The sequence below is a fragment of the Rhizobium sp. BK602 genome (assembly GCF_014195095.1).
In the GTDB taxonomy this organism is placed as follows: Bacteria; Pseudomonadota; Alphaproteobacteria; order Rhizobiales; family Rhizobiaceae; genus Rhizobium.
This window is the reverse complement of record NZ_JACIBC010000002.1, coordinates 590464-607663: the sequence shown is the minus strand read 5'-3', so window position 1 is coordinate 607663 and position 17200 is coordinate 590464. Positions and strand designations below refer to the sequence as shown.

Below are 17200 nucleotides of genomic sequence, written 5' to 3'. Positions count from 1 at the left end.
TGGATACCGAGGCAATGGGGCTTCGGGGATTGTTCGGGATGGATACCACCAGCGGCACAGGCAAGCAGCTACGCGAACCAGCGACGGCGGGCAAAGGACGTTCCAGCGACTGGGTTGACGCCCTGCGGGCGGATACCGAACGACTGGACAATCTCCAACCTGCAAAGCCTCCGGAGAAGGACGGGCTGGATATCGCCTCCGCCTGGGCTCTCATCGGCATCTGCCTCGTCCTCACGCTCGCCGCCGTCTACATGATGTCGATCATTCTCATTCCGGTGACGCTCGCCGTGGTGGTCGGCATGATCCTTGGCCTCACCGCGGAAAGGCTGAGCAAGCTCGGCGTGCCCCGCATCCTCAACGCCGTTCTGTTGTCGTCGGCGGTCGCGCTGATCGTCTTTCTCGTCATGAACGCGCTCGCCGGCCCCCTGGCAAACCTGGCGCAGAAAGGACCCGATGCCTTCCAGCACACGGTCGAGCGGCTGATGCCCTATCTCGAGCGGATCAAATGGCTGCACATCACGGCGCAAACGTTCGAAAGCGGGCCGATGTCGATCAGCGTGCTGCTCGAAAACACCGGCAACGTGCTGCATCTCCTCACCAACAGCCTCACGCCCGCCATCGTGCAGGGCCTGATCTTCTTCGCGGCGCTGCTGCTGTTCCTCGCCGGCCGCGTCAATCTGCGCAAGACCATCATCCTGACCTTCTCGCGCCGGACATCGCGGCTGGCGGCAATCCGCATCATCAATGCGGTGGAACAGGTGCTCGGCTTCTATTTCGCGACCGCTGCGCTGATCTATGCCGGTCTTGGCGTGGTGATGACGGTCATCGCCTATGTCGGCGGCATCAGCGCGCCGATCCTCTGGGGCCTCTTCGCCTTCCTCTCCAGCTTCGTGCCCTTCCTCGGCATCGCGTCGATGACGATCGCGCTGGCGATCGCCGGCATCATCACCCATGACGACATCATCTTCGGCCTGGCGCCCGCCGTAACCTTCTTCACCGCCCATCTCGTCGTGGAGAACCTGGTCTTTCCGGCGGTCATGGGCCGGCAGTGGGAGCTCAATCCCTTTGTCGTCTTCCTGGCCATCATCTTCTGGACCTGGATGTGGGGCGCCGTCGGCGCCATGCTCGCGCTGCCCTTGTCGCTGGTCGTCATGACCGTGGTCAACGAATTGTTCTTCGAGGAAAAGGTGCAGCCGCAACTGCCGGAGTGAATGCCACCGGCGAACTCAATGACCGCTGGCGGCGATCCCGCCTTCAGTTGGTGGTGTCGTCGTCGCCCTGCTCGGGAATGTCCTGCAGGCGGACGAACTGCACCCCCTTGGCCTTCAGCGCCAGGATGCTCGCGGCAACTCCCTCGCCGGCGGCGTGCGTCGGCTGATTGATATGCGAGATGATCACATCGCCATCCCTGGCGGAGGCATATTGCTTTTCCACCAATTTCGCCGGCAGCAGCGAACCGCTGTCGCCGTTCACCGAATAGCCGGCGATGCGATAGCCCATGCCGCGGATCTCAGCGATGGCCGAGAGGCTGTATTTCGCGGTCGCGCCCCGGAACCAGCGCGGCTGCGGGATGCCGGCCGCAAGCATGGCATCGGCACCGCCCTTGACTTCCTGGGCCACGGCCTGCGGCGAACCGGCGGCGGCAATGCCATAGACCTTGGTCGGGATATCGACCGCCGGAATGTGGTTCTGGCCGTGATTTTCCAGCTCGAAGAGATCGGGATGTGCAAGGAAGGCGGCAAGCGCGTCCGGATTGGTGCGCAGCCAGCGGGCGGTGACGAAGATCGTCGCCGGAATGCGCTGTTCGATCAAAGTGGAGAGGATACGCGGATCGGTCTTACCCATGCAGGCATCGAAGGTGAGCGCAATACGCGGCGCCCCCTTGCCGGCCCGATTGACATGCAGATGCGGCTCGACCAGCTTGACGGCGGAGACCGGCGCCTTCGGCGGAAGCTGCGGCCAGCCGGGAGGCGCCTGTTCGACGGCGAAGGCGGCCGGAACGGCGACCAGCAGGAATGCGGATGTCAGCAGGAAACGGTTCATCAGGCGGCCACCGGTCGGATCGAATGCGATGAAGTTTGGCGGAAAAAGCGGACGATTGCCATATTGCCTTATCCGTTGCGCTCGCATGATCCGGCAAGACGACGGAAATATGGCGAACCGACCATCCCCATGAATATGCGTGTGACGAGACGGCAGGTCATGGTTCCGGCACGCGATCATCTATAATACGATTGATACGAGGCCGTCTTAACACTATCTGCCAATCTTCCTGTGCTCCCAAAGGGAAAGATCCATGAGCCGTGATCCCTATGATATTCTGGGCGTAAAAAGGGACGCTCCGCAAAAGGACATTCAGACCGCCTATCGCAAGCTTGCCAAGAAGCTGCATCCGGATCTCAATCCCGGCGACAAGCAGGCCGAGGACAAATTCAAGGAAGTCTCGGCAGCCTACGGCGTTCTCGGCGACGAGGAGAAGCGCGCCCGCTTCGACCGCGGCGAGATCGACGGCAGCGGCGCGGAGAAGCCGCCGCGCAGCTACTATCGCGACTATGCGGCAAACGAGGGTCAGCGCGGCCCCTATCGCAACACCGGCGGCTTTGCCGATTTCGGCGATGCCGACGATGTGTTTTCCAGCTTTTTCTCGCGCCGCGGCGGGGGCCGATCCGGAATGAAGGGACAGGATCGTCACTATTCCATGGAGGTCGATTTCCTCGACGCCATCAATGGCACGAAGAAACAGATCAGCTTGCCGGACGGACCGGCGCTCGATGTGCAGATACCGCCCGGAACCAAGGACGGACAGACGCTGCGCCTGCGCGGCAAGGGCGAGCCCGGTTTCGGCGGCGGCGCGGCGGGCGACGCGCTGATCGAGGTGCATGTGCGCCCGCACCGCTTCTTCACCCGCGACGGCGACGACATCAGGCTGGAACTGCCGATTTCGCTGACGGAGGCGGTGCTTGGCGGCAAGGTCCGCGTCCCCACGCCATCCGGCGCCGTCACGGTGACGCTGCAGCCGAACTCCAATACTGGCAAGGTGCTACGTCTCAAGGGCAAGGGCGTGCCCGTGCGCGGCAAGGAGAACGGCGACGCCTATGTCTCGCTGAAGATCGTGCTGCCAGAGGCCGCTGATCCGGAGCTGACGGCCTTCGTCTCCGACTGGCAGGCCGGCAAGACGCAAGATCCCAGAAAGACCATGGGAGAATGAGCCATGAACGAGAGCGAATTCCGTCTGCACCTCGAGATCGACAACACGGTCCTGGACGTCTGGATTGAACAGGGCTGGCTCATCCCGCAAACCACGAGCGAGGGTCGCTCTTTCCGCGACGTGGACCTGGCGCGCGGCCAGCTGATCCTCGACCTGATCAACGCCATGGGGATCAACGAGCCAGGCGTCGATGTGGTCATGGATCTGGTCGATCAGCTCCACGGGCTGAGAGCGACGCTGCGCGACCTGACGGATGCCGTCTGCCATCAGAGCCGTGACGTGCAGGACCGCATCCTGTCCGATCTCGACCGCATGGAGCGCCAGAAGGCGCCCTGACGCCGTCAATCGTAGAGATAATATTTCTGCCAGCTATCGCGCGGCACCTTGTCGCCGATCTGATAGCTCAGATCGCGCACATGCACATGTTCCGGGCCGGTCGTGCATTTGTAGGCAAGGTGATACCAGTCACCCTTGCTGCGGAAGACGGCACCGGGCGCATTCATCGAATCCGGCGCCATGTTGGGATCGCCGAAGGTATAGGCGATTACCTTATCCGGCTTGAAGCCAGTCTTTTCCGTGCCGATCCGCTTCATCGCCTCCGCATCGCAGGCCTGCTCCATCCGCTCGGAAGGATCAAGCTTTTCCAGCTCCTTCTTCATGGTCGCGTCAACGGCGAAGGCCGAAGTCGCGATGGACGCCAGGGGCAGGAGAATGGCGACGAATTTCAGCATGAAGACCGGTCCCTCGTTTGTTTTGCGAGCTGAGCTGCATCCCTTCCATGGGGGAGAAGGAAGCGATACTAAGAAGCACTTATTATCAATGCAACGCCATGCGGACTTCGTTAAACAATGTGGTCACATCATGGCAACCATCACGGAGCCTCCTCCGTCATCAGCTCGGTTGAAGCCTAGGATCATCCGCTTGCACGAGGCTTGAGCCGGCAATTGCCGCTTGAACGTCGACCATGCGACCTCTATTTCTCTTTCACCGCATACCCGACTTTCATCCCAGAGAAAGCCTTCCAGTGTCTTCATTCAAGAACCTCCCCGCCCCGCCCGCAGCAGCGAAAAAGCCGGTCACGGATACTCGCCATGGCATCACCCGCAGCGATGACTACGCCTGGCTGCGCGCCGACAACTGGCAAGCGATGTTCAAGGACACCTCGATCCTCGATCCGGAAATCCGCGCACATCTGGAGGCCGAAAACACCTATATGAACGCCGCCATGGCGGACACGAAAGAGCTGCAGAAGGTGCTCTTCGCCGAAATGAAGGGCCGCATCAAGGAAGACGACAGCTCCGTTCCAGTCAAGGACGGTCCCTATGCCTACGGCACGCTCTATGTGACCGGCGGCGAGCAGCCGCATTATTTCCGCGAGCCGCGTGACGGCGGCGAGCGCAAGCTGCTTCTCGACGGCGACAAGGAAAACGAGGGCAAATCCTATTTCCGCCTCTCCGGCATCGATCACTCCACCGACCACAGCCACGGCATCTGGGGCTATGACGACAAGGGCTCGGAGTATTTCACACTGAAGGTGCGCAATCTCGAGACCGGCAAGGATCTGGCCGACGTGATCGAGAACACCGGCGGCGACGGCGTCTGGGCACCGGACGGCAAGAGCTTCTTCTACACGCTGCAGGACGAGAACCATCGCCCGTCGAAGATCTTCCATCACATTATCGGCACGCCGCAATCGGCAGACCGGCTGGTCTACGAGGAGGAGGATTCGGGCTTCTTCATGGGTGTCGGCGGCTCGTTGCTCGACGACTATATCTTCATCGACATCCACGATCACGAGACCAGCGAGTACCGCCTCATCCCGACCTCGGACCTGATGGCCGAACCACAGCTCGTGGCCGAGCGCGACACCGGGATCGAATATGAGATGGCCGAGGGCGGCGACGTCTTCTACATCCTCACCAATGACGGCGACGCCAAGGATTTCAAGATCATGGAGACGCCGGTCGACAGGCCGGGCAAGGAAAACTGGCGCGAAGTCGTGGCTCATAAGCCGGGCACGCTGATCCTCAGCCACATGGCCTATGCGCGCCATCTCATCTGGCTGGAGCGCAAGGACGGCCTGCCGCGCATCGTCATCCGCGATCGCCGCAGCGGCGAAGAACATGCCATCGCCTTCGACGAGGAAGCCTATTCGCTGGGCCTGCAGGGCGCGGCGGAATACGACACCGACGTCATCCGCTTCTCCTATTCCTCGATGACGACGCCGAGCCAGCTCTACGACTACAACATGGTAACGCGCGAGCGCACTCTGTTGAAAACGCAGGAAGTTCCCTCTGGCCACAACCCGGACGACTACGTCACCCGCCGCGTCTTCGCCCCCGCCTGGGACGGCGAGCGCGTGCCGGTCACCTTGCTGTATCGCAAGGACACGCCGCTCGATGGCTCCGCACCCTGCCTGCTCTACGGCTATGGCGCCTATGGCGTCACCATCCCCGCCGGCTTCAACACCAATTGCCTGTCGCTTGCCGATCGTGGCTTCGTCTATGCCATCGCCCATATCCGCGGCGGCAAGGACAAGGGCTTTGCCTGGTACGAAGACGGCAAGATGGAGAAGAAGACCAATACGTTCAAGGACTTCATCGCAGCCGCCGACTATCTGAATCAGGAGAAGTTCACCTCCTACGCGAACATCATCGCCGAGGGCGGCTCGGCCGGTGGCATGCTGATGGGCGCGGTCGCCAATATGGCGCCGGAGAAATTCGCCGGCATCATCGCCGCCGTGCCCTTCGTCGACGTGCTCAACACCATGCTGGACGACACCCTGCCGCTGACGCCGCCGGAATGGCCGGAATGGGGCAATCCGATCGACAGCCAGGAAGAGTACGAGCAGATCGCCGCCTATAGCCCCTACGACAACGTCGGCGACAAGCCCTATCCGCCGATCCTGGCGCTCGGCGGCCTGACCGATCCGCGCGTTACCTATTGGGAGCCGGCAAAGTGGGTTGCCAAGCTGCGCGACAGGACGACCGGCGATGCGCCGATCCTGTTGAAGACCAACATGGATGCCGGCCATGGGGGCGCCTCCGGTCGCTTCCAGCGGCTGGAAGAGATCGCTTTCGAATACGGCTTCGCCATCAAGGTTGCCGGCAAGATGTAATCGGGGATTGCGGGAGGAACGGATGCCGGTCCATATCGCTTTGCTGCGTGCCGTCAATGTCGGCGGCACCGGCACCTTGCCGATGGCGGAGTTGAAAGCGCTCTGCGAGGAGATCGGCTTCACCGACGTGAAGACCTATATCCAGAGCGGCAATGTGCTGTTCCGATCCGAAGAAAACGAGAGGACCGTGCGCACGCGCCTGGAAGAGGCGCTCGCGCGCAGGATGGGCCAATCGCCGGGCGTGATCCTGCGCAGCCGCCAGGACTTGCAAGAGATTGCCGACGCAGCGCCCTTCCCGAACGCCAAGCCGAACTATCTGCTCGTCGCCTTCCTGCCGGAGCCGGCGCCGGCCGATGTCCTCGACAAGCTCGTGGCACCCGGCGGCGAAGAAGTGCATGTCGCCGGAAGAGAGATTTACATCCACTATCCCGACGGCAGCGGCCGTTCGAAACTGAAGCTGCCGGCGCTGAAGCTTGCGACCACTCGGAACCTCAATACGGTCAGGAAACTGGCGGAGATGGCGCGGGAGATGGAAGAGGGTTAGGGGCGACCCAGAAGCGTTTCGTAGTCGCGGCTGCCGGAAAAGATGTTTGTGATCCAGACGGTATCGCGCTCGATCGTATAAAGGATAACAATAGTTTTTTCAAAGACAGCCATGCGAAGGCCCAAGCTCAGATCATCCCTGGCAACGCCGCCAAAAGGGGCATCGCCGATCTTTTCGCAACGAGCGTAAATGCGGTCGAGATACGTTTCGCTCGTCTTGATATTCTGGCTCTTTTCGAAAACATATGCCGCGATATCAAGCAGATTGTTCATTGCTTCCGGACGGTATTCGACGACAAATCGCTTCATCGATCAGCGACGCTTATCAAAGAAGGCCTCGAGACGTTGCTTGACTTCGTGTCCACTCAAATTCGGCCTCGGATCGTCCAGCGATGCCTGAACCTTTTGCCGGATCGCCGCGATCCGTTCCTGATATTCCTCTTCTTCCCGCAGCCAGACCCGGACGGCCGCGCGCAGGACTTCGCTCGTGGAGGTATAGGCTCCGGCGTCGACGCGGCTCTTGATGGCGGCGACCATTTCGCTGGGAAGCGAGATGCTGAGTTTCTCGTTCATGCCGACCTCCTGTTTTGGTAGTATAAAGTAGGATGATTTCCTACCGGACACAAGCGCCTTGCACCCCATCCCGCCCGGCCCTACCTTAGAAGCATGAGCTCTTCTCTTCACGACAATCCGGTGCGCGAGGCACCCTCCACACCGTTCGACAACAGCTATGCGCGCCTGCCGCAGCAATTCTTCGCGGAACAGGCGCCGACGCCGGTTCGGGAACCGCGGCTGATCAAGTTCAATGCGGCGCTGGCGCGTGATCTCGGGCTGGATGCGGAGGCTCTGGAGCGGGACGGAGCGGCGATCTTTTCGGGCAACAAGCCCCTGCCCGGCGCTCAGCCGCTTGCCATGGCCTATGCCGGCCACCAGTTCGGCAGCTTCGTGCCGCAGCTCGGCGATGGCCGGGCGATCCTGCTCGGCGAAGTGGTCGACCGCCATGGCCGGCGCCGCGATATCCAGCTCAAGGGGGCCGGGCCGACGCCATTTTCGCGGCGCGGCGATGGACGGGCCGCTCTCGGACCGGTGCTGCGCGAATATATCGTCAGCGAAGCCATGCATGCGCTCGGCATTCCAACGACGCGAGCCCTTGCAGCCGTGACGACGGGCGAGCCCGTCTATCGCGAGGACGTGCTGCCCGGCGCGGTCTTCACCCGGGTCGCGGCCAGCCATATCCGGGTCGGCACCTTCCAGTTCTTTGCCGCGCGCGGCGATACTGACAATCTGCGCATCCTCGCCGACCATGTGATCGACCGGCACTATCCTGATATCAAGGACCGCAAGAACCGCTATCTCGCCCTGCTGGAAGCCGTTGCCGAACGGCAGGCATCGCTGATCGCCCGCTGGCTGCATGTCGGTTTCATCCATGGCGTAATGAACACCGACAATATGACCGTTTCCGGCGAGACCATCGATTTCGGCCCCTGTGCCTTTATGGACGCTTACGATCCGGCCACGGTCTTTTCCTCGATCGACCGGCAGGGCCGCTATGCCTATGCCAACCAGCCGGGGATCGGCCAGTGGAATCTTGCCCGGCTCGGCGAAACGCTGCTGCCGCTGATCGACCCCACGCTCGACACGGCCGTCGACCTGGCCAATACGGTGATCAAGGGCTATGGCGAGCGCTTCCAGGGCCATTGGCTGGCCGGCATGCGCGCCAAAATCGGGCTCGGCGACGAGGATGACGGCGATCTCGACCTCATCCAGTCGCTGCTGGCCGTGATGCAGCAAGGGCAAGCGGACTTTAGCCTGACCTTCCGGCGGCTCACCGCACTCGCCGCGAGCGACGAGGCGGAGACCGCTTTCGCCGCCAGCTTCACGGACCCGCAATCCATCATGCCATGGCTGGCACGCTGGCGCGAGCGCCTGAGCCGGGAGTCTCGGTCCGCCGCCGAGCGCCCCAGCGCCATGCGCCGCATCAACCCGGCCTTCATCCCACGCAACCATCGCATCGAACAGGCGATCCAGGCCGCCATGGAGGACGATGATTTCTCCTTGTTCGAGGCGCTGCTGACCGTGCTTGCGAAACCTTACGAGGACCAGCCGGCTTTTGCGCCCTATGCCGAGCCGCCACGGCCGGCGGAGCGAGTGCTGCAAACCTTTTGCGGCACATAGCGGCAGCCGGCCGAGGGCGGGCTGCAGAGACCGACGAGAGATGCGCCAGCCGCTCGCTCTCCACGCGACGTTTCTCGAAATGACTTGAAGTCCGTGCGATCCTGATTCAGGTCGCAACCCTATTGCCCTGATTTGTCGATCACATTTCAGGGCGCTACTATATCACCCGACCATACCCACCACGATCTTGGCGACATCGGCGAAGACCGCTTCGATGTCCTTTGCCGGCGCGGTTGCCTCGCCCACATAGGTCACGACGAGGATCGGGCCGCGCTCCGGCGGCCAGATGACGGCAACGTCGCCATAGGAGCCATTGTCACCTGTGCCGGTCTTGTCGCCGACCTTCCATTCTTTCGGCAAGCCGGCGCGCAGGCGCGCATTTCCGGTGGTGTTGCTGACCAGCCAGTTCGACAGCTGATCGCGCGAGGTCTCCGAGAGCGTATTGCCAAGCGTCAGCAGCCCGAGCGTATCCAGCATGGAATCGGGCGTCGTCGTATCGCGCGGATCGTCCTTGGCCGCCTGGTTGAGATCCGGCTCCTTGCGATCGAGCCGGGTTTCCGTATCGCCGGACGTGCGCAGCCACGCCGTCAGCGCCGCCGGGCCACCGAAACTGTCGAGCAGCAGATTGGCGGCCGTATTGTCGCTGAGCGTGATGGCTGCATTGCAGAGTTCGGCGACCGTCATACCGTCGCCGCCCGCATGCTTTTCCGTCTCCGGCGAATAGGAAAGCAAAACATCCTTGCCGTAGGTGACACGCCGGTCGAGCTTTTCCACGCCTTGGTCGACACGGGCGAGCACGAAGCCGACCGCAAGCACCTTGTAGGTGCTGCACAGGGCGAACCGCTCCGCTTCGCGGCTGCCGAGCGAGATATTGGTCTCCGTATCGAGGACGGACACGCCGAGGCGGCCGCCGGTCTTCTTTTCCAGATCCGCGAGCTGCTTGTCCGCGTCCTCGGTGACCTGGGAATTGTCCGCGCCTTGCTGCCCTCCGCCCATGTCGTCGTCCGAGGGGGCGGCATCATCCTGTGCATCTGCCGCCGGAGCGTCTGCATCCGGGCTCTTGCTGGCATTGGCATCCTCGGCAAACAGCGCGTCCGGGCCAAACGTCAGGGCGGGGATGAGCAGCGCCGAGCCGGCCATGAGGCGGCGGCGTGTCAACAATGTAGGCATGCGGAAAACCTCCAGCGGAATCAGGCCGAATCTGGGGTAAGCGCGGAATATGGCAAGGCTCTGGCGAGCAACGAATTTCCGCCGCCTCAGGCAGCCCTTTCGACCGTGACCTCGACGGTGACATGCGAGAGCTCGTGCAGGTCCGCGAGCCGGGCCTTGTAGAAGGCTGCATCGCGTGGCTCCGGCGTCGCGACGGCGACGATCGCGGCGTGATGGCCGGGGCCGACCTGCCAGACATGCAGGTCGGTGATGCGGTCGCTATCCGTTTCGATGGCCTCGCGGATTTCCTCGGGCAGTTCCTCTCCCGGCGGGATGAAATCGAGCAGGATCCCGCCGGTGGAGCGCAACAGGCTCCACGACCATTGCAGGATCACCAGCCCGCCGACGATGCCCATCAGCGGATCGAGGAAGGTCCAGCCGAAGCGGCTGCCGAGCAGAAGCGCGACGATCGCCAGAACCGACGTCATGGCGTCGGCAATCACGTGAATGTAGGCCGAGCGCAGATTGTTGTCCGAAACGCTGTGCGGATGGGGATGATCATGATCGTGATGATGGTCATGGTGATGACCGTGATCGTGACCATGCCCGTGGTGATGATGGGCATGATCGTCACGCAATAGCCAGGCACTGGCGATATTGACGAGCAGGCCGACAACGGCGATCGCGATCGCCTCGCGATAATCGATCACAACGGGATTTCGCAGCCGCAGCAGGCTTTCCCATGCCATCAATAGCGCGATCATCGCAAGGATGATGGCGCTGGCGAAGCCGGCGAGATCGCCGAGCTTGCCGGTGCCGAAGGTGAAGCGCGCATTGTGCGCGTGGCGGCGGGCATAGAGATAGGCGAGCGCCGAAATCAGCATGGCACTGGCATGCGTCGACATGTGCCAGCCGTCGGCGACCAGCGCCATGGAGCCATAGAGCGAACCGGCACCGATCTCGATTACCATCATCACGGTCGTCAGCGCGATGACGAGCCAGATACGGCGTTCGTTGCGCTGGTGATCGCTGCCCAAGAACACGTGGCTGTGCGTCAAAGCATCCGAAGAACCACTCATCACATCGGTCTCCCGTTCCATTTCCAAAGCTCTGCTCAGCGCAGATAAGTCTTCAACACATCCGATATTTCATCGACCGCCTGACGACGGGCCGTCTCATTTTCGGCCTCCAGGACATGCTCGCGCAGATGATCCTCGACGATCTCGCCGGTGAGGCCGGTCAGCGCGCCACGAATGGAGGCGAGAAGCTGGAGGATCTCCCCGCAGGGCCGCTCAGCCTCCAAAGCCCTCTCCACCGCCTCCATCTGCCCCTTGAGGCGGCGGATGCGGGAAAGAAGCTTGGCTTGCTCACGAACGGTGTGCGACATGGCGACCTCGAAATATAATATAGGGGGGTATACTATAAAGAAGCAGAGGAAGCAAACGCCGTTCGACGAGGCATGCGGAGATAATGGCAGGCATGGTGACGGCCGCTATGAGGGCGGCGCCCGGCGATGCGGCATGCGCGGCGGCACAATGGCGGAGCCCCCATTGACAAATCCGCCATTCCGGATCATCTATGCGCCCATGATCACGCAAGCGCTCCACAATTGCTCGTATTTTTGGCTGTACCTGTAAAGGGCGGCTGGACAGATCATATTGTCAACAAGCCGCCGTCAGGCGGCTTTGTTGTATCAGCAGCGTCCTGACGGCTCATTCGAAACAAGGACGCGAAATACCATGCTGGACGATAGCGAAATCTCACTTCTCCGCCCATCCGTCATCACCATCCGCACCGCGCAGCCGCGCGATCTGCCGGAACTGAACGACATGATCCGCCTGCTGGCCGCCCATCATGGCGATCCCTCCGCCACGACGCCGGAGCAGCTGGAGCGTGACCTCTTCGGGCCGGTACCATGGATCACGGCGCTGGTGGCCGAGGGCGGAAACGGGCTGATAGGCTATGCCATTCTCGTGCCGCTCTACCGGGCGCAGGAAGGTCAGCGCGGCATGGACCTGCACCATCTCTTCGTGCGCGACGGCCATCGCGGCCACGGCATAGGCCAGCACCTCGTCGACCGCGCGCGCGACGTCGCCCGCAAGGCCGGCTGCGGCTATCTCTCCGTCAGCGCCGCGACCGGCAATGTCCAGGCGCACCGCTTCTACGAAAACATGGATTTCAAGCCGCGTCCGGTCACCGGCATGCGCTTTCTGCAGGCGCTTGGCTGAAGCCGGCCCGCGCCGGGATCGCCGTTGACCTTCCTATCGTCAGCGATCGATGGCGATCCCGCGCCCGGCAAAAAACCGGTCGAATGTCTCCAGCGGCATTTCGACATTCTCTCGGGTGGCGACGACATGCCCGGAGGGATTGTGGAAGCGGATGCGGTCGCCTTCGAGCGCGGTCACCAGAACGAGATGCCCACCCTTCGACGGCGGCTCGGTCTCGGGCCAGCGAATGGAATGGTGGACGGAGGCGATGAAGAACGCCGGCTCCTTCAGGATGCCACCGATATCGGCAGTGGAAATTCCGGTGACGACCCGCGCATCGAGGCCGAAGCGATCTCTAACGAAGGGAATGAAGGGCGCGTAGATCAGGCCCTTGATCCTGCCATCCGGCTCCTCGACATAGCCACCGTGCTCCCGGCATCCCATGGCGAGATCCATGATCGGGATCGCCCGCCCGGTGCGGGCGGCGAGAACCATCTTCAGGCATGCCATGCCGCAGAGATTGCCAGCCCAGCGGGCATAGTCCTCGACATTGTGCGCCCCGGAAGACGCCCATAGCGGATCTTTCAGCAAGGCCGCCTGAGCCCCTTCGGCCACCACAGCGAGCGTCATGTCAGGCGTTTCCCATTGGCTGAAATAAGGAACGTCATACTTCACCGTTGCGTCCACGCCCGTCGCCCCTTCACTGTACGCCTCATCCGAGATGCGGTAACCTCCGATGGAAATACGATGGAAAAAAGGCTGCTCGCGCGCGATTTTTCAACTGAGGATATTCCTTGGAACGGCGGTTTACCTTCGACGGCGTGGCGACGCTCTATGGCGGGGCGCGTCCGGTCTATCCGGAGCCGCTCTTCGACGACATCATCGCCTTTGCCGACCTGCACAAGACGGATCGTATCCTCGAAATCGGCTGCGGCACGGGACAGGCGACGCAGGGGTTTGCGCGCCGCGGCTTTCCGGTGCTTGCTCTCGACCCCGGCCGCGACCTGATCGGCATTGCCGCCGAGAACCTGGCGGAATTTCCCGGTGTCCGCTTTGCGCAATCGACCTTCGAAGCCTGGATCGGCGAGACGGAGAGCTTCAAACTTGCGCTCGCCGCCCAGTCCTTTCACTGGGTTGCGCCGGAGATCGGGTTTGCCAAGACAGCCGCCCAGCTCACGCCGGACGGAACGCTTGCCGTGTTCGGCAATGTGCCGCTGCCGCCGGAAGCGCCGCTTGGGTCTGAATTTGCCCGCATCTATTCGCGATACGCGCCCTCCCTTGCCGGCCCACCCGCCGAATCCTGGTATCTGCCGGACGGTCCTTTCGCCGCGCAATTCGAAGAGACCGATCATTTCGGCCCGGCCACGCATCGCTGCTATCCCTGGAGCCGGACACACAGCGCGGCAAGCTATACCGACCTTCTGCGAACGCTGTCAGGCCATCGGCTGCTGGCGGATACGCAAAGAGAAGTTCTGCTCCGAGCGATCGCCGCGGCGATCACGGCGCATGGCGGCGAATTCGAGCTGCGATACGAGACGCATCTCTATCTGGCGAGACGACGCTGAAACAGCGGCGAACCGACCTCCCCGTCACCGCGCCGGCAGCACCTTCAGGTAAGCCGCGATGGCCTCGCGGTCCGAGGCCGGCAGATGCGCGATGTTCTGCTGCACCTCGGCCATCGAACCACCGGCGGAATCGAAATCCGGGGTGAAGCCGGTTTCGAGATAGTTGGCGATATCGGCGGCGCTCCAGCTTCCGACCGCCTTCGAGCCGGGGGTAATATCCGGAATATTGCCCTTGCCCTCGGGATTCGGCGCTCCGGCCAGCCATTTGTCCTTCAAGAAACCGCCGAGGGCATCTCGCGGCGTGTGGCATTCGCCGCAATGGCCGGGGCCTTCGACCAGATATTGGCCGCGCCCGACCTTATTGTCGGCATTGGCGAGCACGACGCGAGGCTGGTTGTTGAAATAGAGGAATTTCCAGCCGCCAAGCGCCAGCCTGATATTGAATGGAAACGGCAACTCGTGCGGCGGCGCGACATTGGCGCTCTTCGGCAGCGTCTTCAGGAAGCCCCAGAGATCGTTGATGTCCTTGTCGCTCATGCGGGCATAGGAGCCGTAGGGAAAGGACGGATAGAGATGCTCGCCATTCCGGCCGACGCCGCGCTTCATGGCATTGCCGAAATCGGCGAGCGTCCAGCTGCCGAGGCCGGCCTTTTCATCCGGCGAGATATTCGGGACATGAAAGGTGCCGAATGGGCTATTGAGCGCCAATCCGCCGGACAGTACGAGCTTGGCATCGCCCTGGGCACCCGGCGCCGCGTGGCAACTGGTGCAGCCGCCGGCCCAGAACACCATTTCGCCGTTCTTGATATCGGGATCGCCGAGGCCTGCCCAATGGCTTGCCGGCAATGGCGACGGCGCCGTGACGACATAGAAGGTGGCAAAGCCGATGATGACGAGACCGACAAGACAGAGCAGCCATCGAACAAATCGCGCAATCATGCCTTTCCCCTTCAACCCGCCGCCAGCCTGGCTCCAAACCACGAAACGCCGCACCGGCGATAAAGCCGGTGCGGATGCTCGACCTGATGTCCTGATGATACCGACCTACCGCTTAAAGCATGTCGCGCAAAAGTGCGCATCGGTTTTGCGAGAACGACATGCGCAACATCAAAGACCTAAAGCGCGGGAAGCGAATCTTAGAGATCGCGACGCGCTTTAGTCCTTCTTGATGCGGTAGGCCTGATGACAGGCGCCGCAATTGCCGCCCAGCGTCTTGAGCGTCGCGCCGACGCCGGCCTGGTCGGCCGGAAGCTGGGCAAGCGCGGTCTCGGCATCCGTGGACAGCTTCGCCGCCTTGGCCTTGAAGTCGTCGAGATTGTCCCAGACTTTCGGATTGACCTCCGGATCGGTCTTGTCGCTATCCGCATTGAACTGGTTCGGGAAGGCCTTCGCGGTCTCGGCAATCGTCGTCAGCGATGCCTTGACGACCTCGGCATCATAGGGTTTGTCGCCCTTGGCGATGGCGCCGAGGGCACCGGCGGCGGCGCCGATCTTCTTCATCAGCGCGATGCGGGAATCATGCGTGCCGTCGGCGGCGACGACAGAACCGAAGGCGACGCCAGCCAGGGCCGTTGCCGCCACAATCACTCTCCATCTCATGTAGCTCTCCTACCTCTCCATTGTGATCAGGACCGAGAATACGGTCGGTGCTCCATCACGGCCGCCATGATTGCCGATTTCCATGACAGCTATGAAGTCACAAAGTGGTGAGAGCTTAGCAGAATCAGCGCCATATGCGAGCCATGCGCTGGCGGTTACGCCGTCCTCCAGCCTTCCCATAGAGTGAAGACCGAGACTGCGAAAAGCAGCAGCCCGGCGGCACGACCGGCAAGAGCGGTCGCCCAGGGATTAGCGACCAGCAACTCGCGGCTGCGACCGGCGGTGACGGCAAGCCCGCCATAGATGGCGAACTGCGTGGCGACGGTCATCAGCCCCATGATGGTCGCCTGCAGCCAGATCGGTCCATAATCCGGCTTCAGGAACTGCGGATAGACGGCGAACATGAAAAGATAGGCCTTGGGATTGATCAGGCAGGTAATCGCTCCCTGACGAAAGGCCCGCCACGCGGAGCGGCTGCCGGCCGGCCCCTCGCCATCGCCGACGGTGATCGAACTGCGCATCAGCGTGATGCCGATGAAGGCCATATAGGCCGCGCCGGCAAGCAGCAGCGGATTGAAGAGGAGTGGCACGAAATGCATCAGCAGCCCGACGCCGAGCGCGCCGTTCAGCGAATGCACCGCGCCGCCCAGCATGATGCCGCCGGTCGCGGCAAGCCCCCTGTTGCGCCCGCCGCTCAGCGCATTGGCGAGCACGAAGAGCATATCCATGCCCGGCACGATGATGATGCCGAAGAGAAGCAGAAAATAGAGCCAGAGATTCTCGGTATAATCCATGTCAGTTGCCCATCACCCCTTATGCGCAAAGGCACAGGGAACATGTTGATTTTCAAGTCGATAGGCAGTTCTATAAAGGCACCCAACTGACAGGGTATTGTCAGTAGCCTTCAATCCTGGAGGAAGAAATGCGCAAGGCGTCGCGCCTGTTCGAGATCATCCAGATCCTGCGGCTGGCGAAAAAGCCGGTGACCGCCGCCATCATTGCCGAGCGGCTGGAGGTGACGGTGCGTTCGGTCTATCGCGACATCGTGGCATTGCAGGCCATGCGCGTGCCGATCGAAGGCGGGCGCGGCATCGGCTATATCCTGCGGCCTGGCTTCGACCTGCCACCGCTGATGTTCTCGATCGAGGAGATGGAGGCAATCGTGCTGTCGCTGGCGCTCCTGGAGCGCACCGGGGACGACGAGCTGAAACAGGCCGCCAAACGCGTCAGCGCCAAGATCGCCGGCGCCGTGCCGGCGCCGCTGCGTCAGACGATCGACGCCAATGCGCTGCATGCCTGGGGCTTCGCCGCCCCCTCGACCGCCGCGACCGATCTCGCCCTGGTGCGCCGCGCCATCCGCGACGAGGAGAAGCTGGATCTTTTCTACCGCGACGAACTCGGCCGCGCCACCGAGCGCATCATCCGGCCGGTCGCGCTGATCTACTATGCCGAGACCGCCAATATCGTCGCCTGGTGCGAGCTGCGCCAGGCGATCCGAAATTTCCGCAGCGACCGGATCGAGGGCTGCGAAGCCACGGGGTCATGGTTCAAGGGTGAAGGCGATGGCCTGCGGCAGCTCTGGGTGCAGGGATGGCAGGTCAATACCCCAGCCGCGACCGGCTGAGGTGTCGCGAGG

The 17200-nt window shown here is 62.4% G+C and carries 21 protein-coding genes; 9 read left to right on the top strand and 12 right to left on the bottom strand.

What is annotated here, in order from left to right; all coding sequences use genetic code 11:
• Positions 1-38: 38 nt before the first annotated feature.
• Positions 39-1211, top strand: coding sequence for an AI-2E family transporter (locus tag FHX11_RS08520; RefSeq protein ID WP_184356970.1), 1173 nt, complete (start codon positions 39-41; stop codon positions 1209-1211).
• Between the two features lie 43 nt (positions 1212-1254).
• On the opposite strand, the gene FHX11_RS08515 is transcribed toward FHX11_RS08520, so the two are convergent.
• Positions 1255-2043: a polysaccharide deacetylase family protein gene (locus FHX11_RS08515; RefSeq protein ID WP_184356968.1), complete on the bottom strand. Its 789-nt coding sequence runs from the start codon at positions 2041-2043 to the stop codon at positions 1255-1257.
• Between the two features lie 253 nt (positions 2044-2296).
• On the opposite strand from FHX11_RS08515, the gene FHX11_RS08510 reads away from it, so the two are divergent.
• Positions 2297-3208, top strand: a complete 912-nt coding sequence (locus FHX11_RS08510) for a DnaJ C-terminal domain-containing protein (RefSeq protein ID WP_184356966.1) — start codon at positions 2297-2299, stop codon at positions 3206-3208.
• Between the two features lie 3 nt (positions 3209-3211).
• Positions 3212-3544 (top strand): chaperone modulator CbpM, encoded by a 333-nt coding sequence (locus FHX11_RS08505; protein WP_184356964.1) that lies wholly within the window; start codon positions 3212-3214, stop codon positions 3542-3544.
• 5 nt (positions 3545-3549) lie between these two features.
• On the opposite strand, the gene FHX11_RS08500 is transcribed toward FHX11_RS08505, so the two are convergent.
• A complete protein-coding gene (locus tag FHX11_RS08500) occupies positions 3550-3939 on the bottom strand; it encodes a DUF930 domain-containing protein (protein WP_184356962.1) in 390 nt (129 codons plus the stop codon).
• A gap of 123 nt (positions 3940-4062) precedes the next feature.
• On the bottom strand, positions 4063-4242 hold the full coding sequence (locus tag FHX11_RS08495) for a hypothetical protein (RefSeq protein ID WP_184356960.1): 180 nt from the start codon (positions 4240-4242) through the stop codon (positions 4063-4065).
• On the opposite strand from FHX11_RS08495, the gene FHX11_RS08490 reads away from it, so the two are divergent.
• Positions 4233-6326, top strand: coding sequence for a S9 family peptidase (locus FHX11_RS08490; RefSeq protein ID WP_184356958.1), 2094 nt, complete (start codon positions 4233-4235; stop codon positions 6324-6326). The genes FHX11_RS08495 and FHX11_RS08490 overlap by 10 nt on opposite strands.
• 22 nt (positions 6327-6348) lie before the next feature.
• Positions 6349-6870, top strand: a complete 522-nt coding sequence (locus tag FHX11_RS08485) for a DUF1697 domain-containing protein (protein WP_184356957.1) — start codon at positions 6349-6351, stop codon at positions 6868-6870.
• Here FHX11_RS08485 and FHX11_RS08480 read toward each other — a convergent pair.
• Together FHX11_RS08480 and FHX11_RS08475 are read right to left on the bottom strand one after the other, a co-directional pair.
• Complete coding sequence (locus FHX11_RS08480; RefSeq protein WP_184356956.1) at positions 6867-7178, bottom strand: type II toxin-antitoxin system RelE/ParE family toxin; 312 nt, start codon at positions 7176-7178, stop codon at positions 6867-6869. The genes FHX11_RS08485 and FHX11_RS08480 overlap by 4 nt on opposite strands.
• A gap of 3 nt (positions 7179-7181) precedes the next feature.
• Positions 7182-7442 (bottom strand): type II toxin-antitoxin system ParD family antitoxin, encoded by a 261-nt coding sequence (locus FHX11_RS08475; protein WP_184356955.1) that lies wholly within the window; start codon positions 7440-7442, stop codon positions 7182-7184.
• 93 nt (positions 7443-7535) lie between these two features.
• Here FHX11_RS08475 and FHX11_RS08470 point away from each other — a divergent pair, with 93 nt between their 5' ends.
• Positions 7536-9044 carry a protein adenylyltransferase SelO gene (locus tag FHX11_RS08470; RefSeq protein ID WP_184356954.1) on the top strand — a complete coding sequence of 503 codons (1509 nt, stop codon included), beginning with the start codon at positions 7536-7538 and terminating at the stop codon, positions 9042-9044.
• Between the two features lie 162 nt (positions 9045-9206).
• Here the strand turns inward: FHX11_RS08470 and bla are convergent, their stop codons facing one another.
• From bla to dmeR, 3 genes are all read right to left on the bottom strand, one after another.
• Positions 9207-10214, bottom strand: a complete 1008-nt coding sequence (gene bla, locus FHX11_RS08465) for a class A beta-lactamase (RefSeq protein ID WP_184356953.1) — start codon at positions 10212-10214, stop codon at positions 9207-9209.
• 86 nt (positions 10215-10300) lie between these two features.
• Positions 10301-11272 (bottom strand): CDF family Co(II)/Ni(II) efflux transporter DmeF, encoded by a 972-nt coding sequence (gene dmeF, locus FHX11_RS08460; protein WP_184356952.1) that lies wholly within the window; start codon positions 11270-11272, stop codon positions 10301-10303.
• A gap of 35 nt (positions 11273-11307) precedes the next feature.
• Positions 11308-11580 (bottom strand): Ni(II)/Co(II)-sensing transcriptional repressor DmeR, encoded by a 273-nt coding sequence (gene dmeR / locus FHX11_RS08455; protein ID WP_184356951.1) that lies wholly within the window; start codon positions 11578-11580, stop codon positions 11308-11310.
• A gap of 271 nt (positions 11581-11851) precedes the next feature.
• On the opposite strand from dmeR, the gene FHX11_RS08450 reads away from it, so the two are divergent.
• Positions 11852-12421, top strand: a complete 570-nt coding sequence (locus FHX11_RS08450; RefSeq protein ID WP_184356948.1) for a GNAT family N-acetyltransferase — start codon at positions 11852-11854, stop codon at positions 12419-12421.
• A 39-nt stretch (positions 12422-12460) separates the two neighbouring features.
• On the opposite strand, the gene FHX11_RS08445 is transcribed toward FHX11_RS08450, so the two are convergent.
• A complete protein-coding gene (locus FHX11_RS08445; protein ID WP_184356946.1) occupies positions 12461-13087 on the bottom strand; it encodes a C39 family peptidase in 627 nt (208 codons plus the stop codon).
• A 107-nt stretch (positions 13088-13194) separates the two neighbouring features.
• On the opposite strand from FHX11_RS08445, the gene FHX11_RS08440 reads away from it, so the two are divergent.
• Complete coding sequence (locus FHX11_RS08440; RefSeq protein ID WP_184356944.1) at positions 13195-13965, top strand: class I SAM-dependent methyltransferase; 771 nt, start codon at positions 13195-13197, stop codon at positions 13963-13965.
• A 24-nt stretch (positions 13966-13989) separates the two neighbouring features.
• Here the strand turns inward: FHX11_RS08440 and FHX11_RS08435 are convergent, their stop codons facing one another.
• The 3 genes from FHX11_RS08435 to FHX11_RS08425 form a co-directional block, all read right to left on the bottom strand.
• Positions 13990-14904, bottom strand: a complete 915-nt coding sequence (locus tag FHX11_RS08435; protein WP_184356941.1) for a cytochrome c — start codon at positions 14902-14904, stop codon at positions 13990-13992.
• A 216-nt stretch (positions 14905-15120) separates the two neighbouring features.
• Complete coding sequence (locus tag FHX11_RS08430; protein ID WP_184356939.1) at positions 15121-15564, bottom strand: cytochrome c; 444 nt, start codon at positions 15562-15564, stop codon at positions 15121-15123.
• 155 nt (positions 15565-15719) lie between these two features.
• Positions 15720-16358: a LysE family translocator gene (locus FHX11_RS08425; RefSeq protein WP_184356937.1), complete on the bottom strand. Its 639-nt coding sequence runs from the start codon at positions 16356-16358 to the stop codon at positions 15720-15722.
• A gap of 128 nt (positions 16359-16486) precedes the next feature.
• On the opposite strand from FHX11_RS08425, the gene FHX11_RS08420 reads away from it, so the two are divergent.
• A complete protein-coding gene (locus FHX11_RS08420) occupies positions 16487-17188 on the top strand; it encodes a YafY family protein (protein ID WP_184356935.1) in 702 nt (233 codons plus the stop codon).
• Positions 17189-17200 lie beyond the last annotated feature (12 nt).

What these genes read in the sequence shown, in the direction of transcription:
- FHX11_RS08520 (WP_184356970.1), top strand. Translation starts at nt 39, where the DNA reads ATGGATACCACCAGCGGCACAGGCAAGCAGCTACGCGAACCAGCGACG.
- FHX11_RS08515 (WP_184356968.1), bottom strand. Translation starts at nt 2,043, where the DNA reads ATGAACCGTTTCCTGCTGACATCCGCATTCCTGCTGGTCGCCGTTCCG.
- FHX11_RS08510 (WP_184356966.1), top strand. Translation starts at nt 2,297, where the DNA reads ATGAGCCGTGATCCCTATGATATTCTGGGCGTAAAAAGGGACGCTCCG.
- FHX11_RS08505 (WP_184356964.1), top strand. Translation starts at nt 3,212, where the DNA reads ATGAACGAGAGCGAATTCCGTCTGCACCTCGAGATCGACAACACGGTC.
- FHX11_RS08500 (WP_184356962.1), bottom strand. Translation starts at nt 3,939, where the DNA reads ATGCTGAAATTCGTCGCCATTCTCCTGCCCCTGGCGTCCATCGCGACT.
- FHX11_RS08495 (WP_184356960.1), bottom strand. Translation starts at nt 4,242, where the DNA reads ATGAAGACACTGGAAGGCTTTCTCTGGGATGAAAGTCGGGTATGCGGT.
- FHX11_RS08485 (WP_184356957.1), top strand. Translation starts at nt 6,349, where the DNA reads ATGCCGGTCCATATCGCTTTGCTGCGTGCCGTCAATGTCGGCGGCACC.
- FHX11_RS08480 (WP_184356956.1), bottom strand. Translation starts at nt 7,178, where the DNA reads ATGAAGCGATTTGTCGTCGAATACCGTCCGGAAGCAATGAACAATCTG.
- FHX11_RS08475 (WP_184356955.1), bottom strand. Translation starts at nt 7,442, where the DNA reads ATGAACGAGAAACTCAGCATCTCGCTTCCCAGCGAAATGGTCGCCGCC.
- FHX11_RS08470 (WP_184356954.1), top strand. Translation starts at nt 7,536, where the DNA reads ATGAGCTCTTCTCTTCACGACAATCCGGTGCGCGAGGCACCCTCCACA.
- bla (WP_184356953.1), bottom strand. Translation starts at nt 10,214, where the DNA reads ATGCCTACATTGTTGACACGCCGCCGCCTCATGGCCGGCTCGGCGCTG.
- dmeF (WP_184356952.1), bottom strand. Translation starts at nt 11,272, where the DNA reads ATGAGTGGTTCTTCGGATGCTTTGACGCACAGCCACGTGTTCTTGGGC.
- dmeR (WP_184356951.1), bottom strand. Translation starts at nt 11,580, where the DNA reads ATGTCGCACACCGTTCGTGAGCAAGCCAAGCTTCTTTCCCGCATCCGC.
- FHX11_RS08435 (WP_184356941.1), bottom strand. Translation starts at nt 14,904, where the DNA reads ATGATTGCGCGATTTGTTCGATGGCTGCTCTGTCTTGTCGGTCTCGTC.
- FHX11_RS08430 (WP_184356939.1), bottom strand. Translation starts at nt 15,564, where the DNA reads ATGAGATGGAGAGTGATTGTGGCGGCAACGGCCCTGGCTGGCGTCGCC.
- FHX11_RS08425 (WP_184356937.1), bottom strand. Translation starts at nt 16,358, where the DNA reads ATGGATTATACCGAGAATCTCTGGCTCTATTTTCTGCTTCTCTTCGGC.
- FHX11_RS08420 (WP_184356935.1), top strand. Translation starts at nt 16,487, where the DNA reads ATGCGCAAGGCGTCGCGCCTGTTCGAGATCATCCAGATCCTGCGGCTG.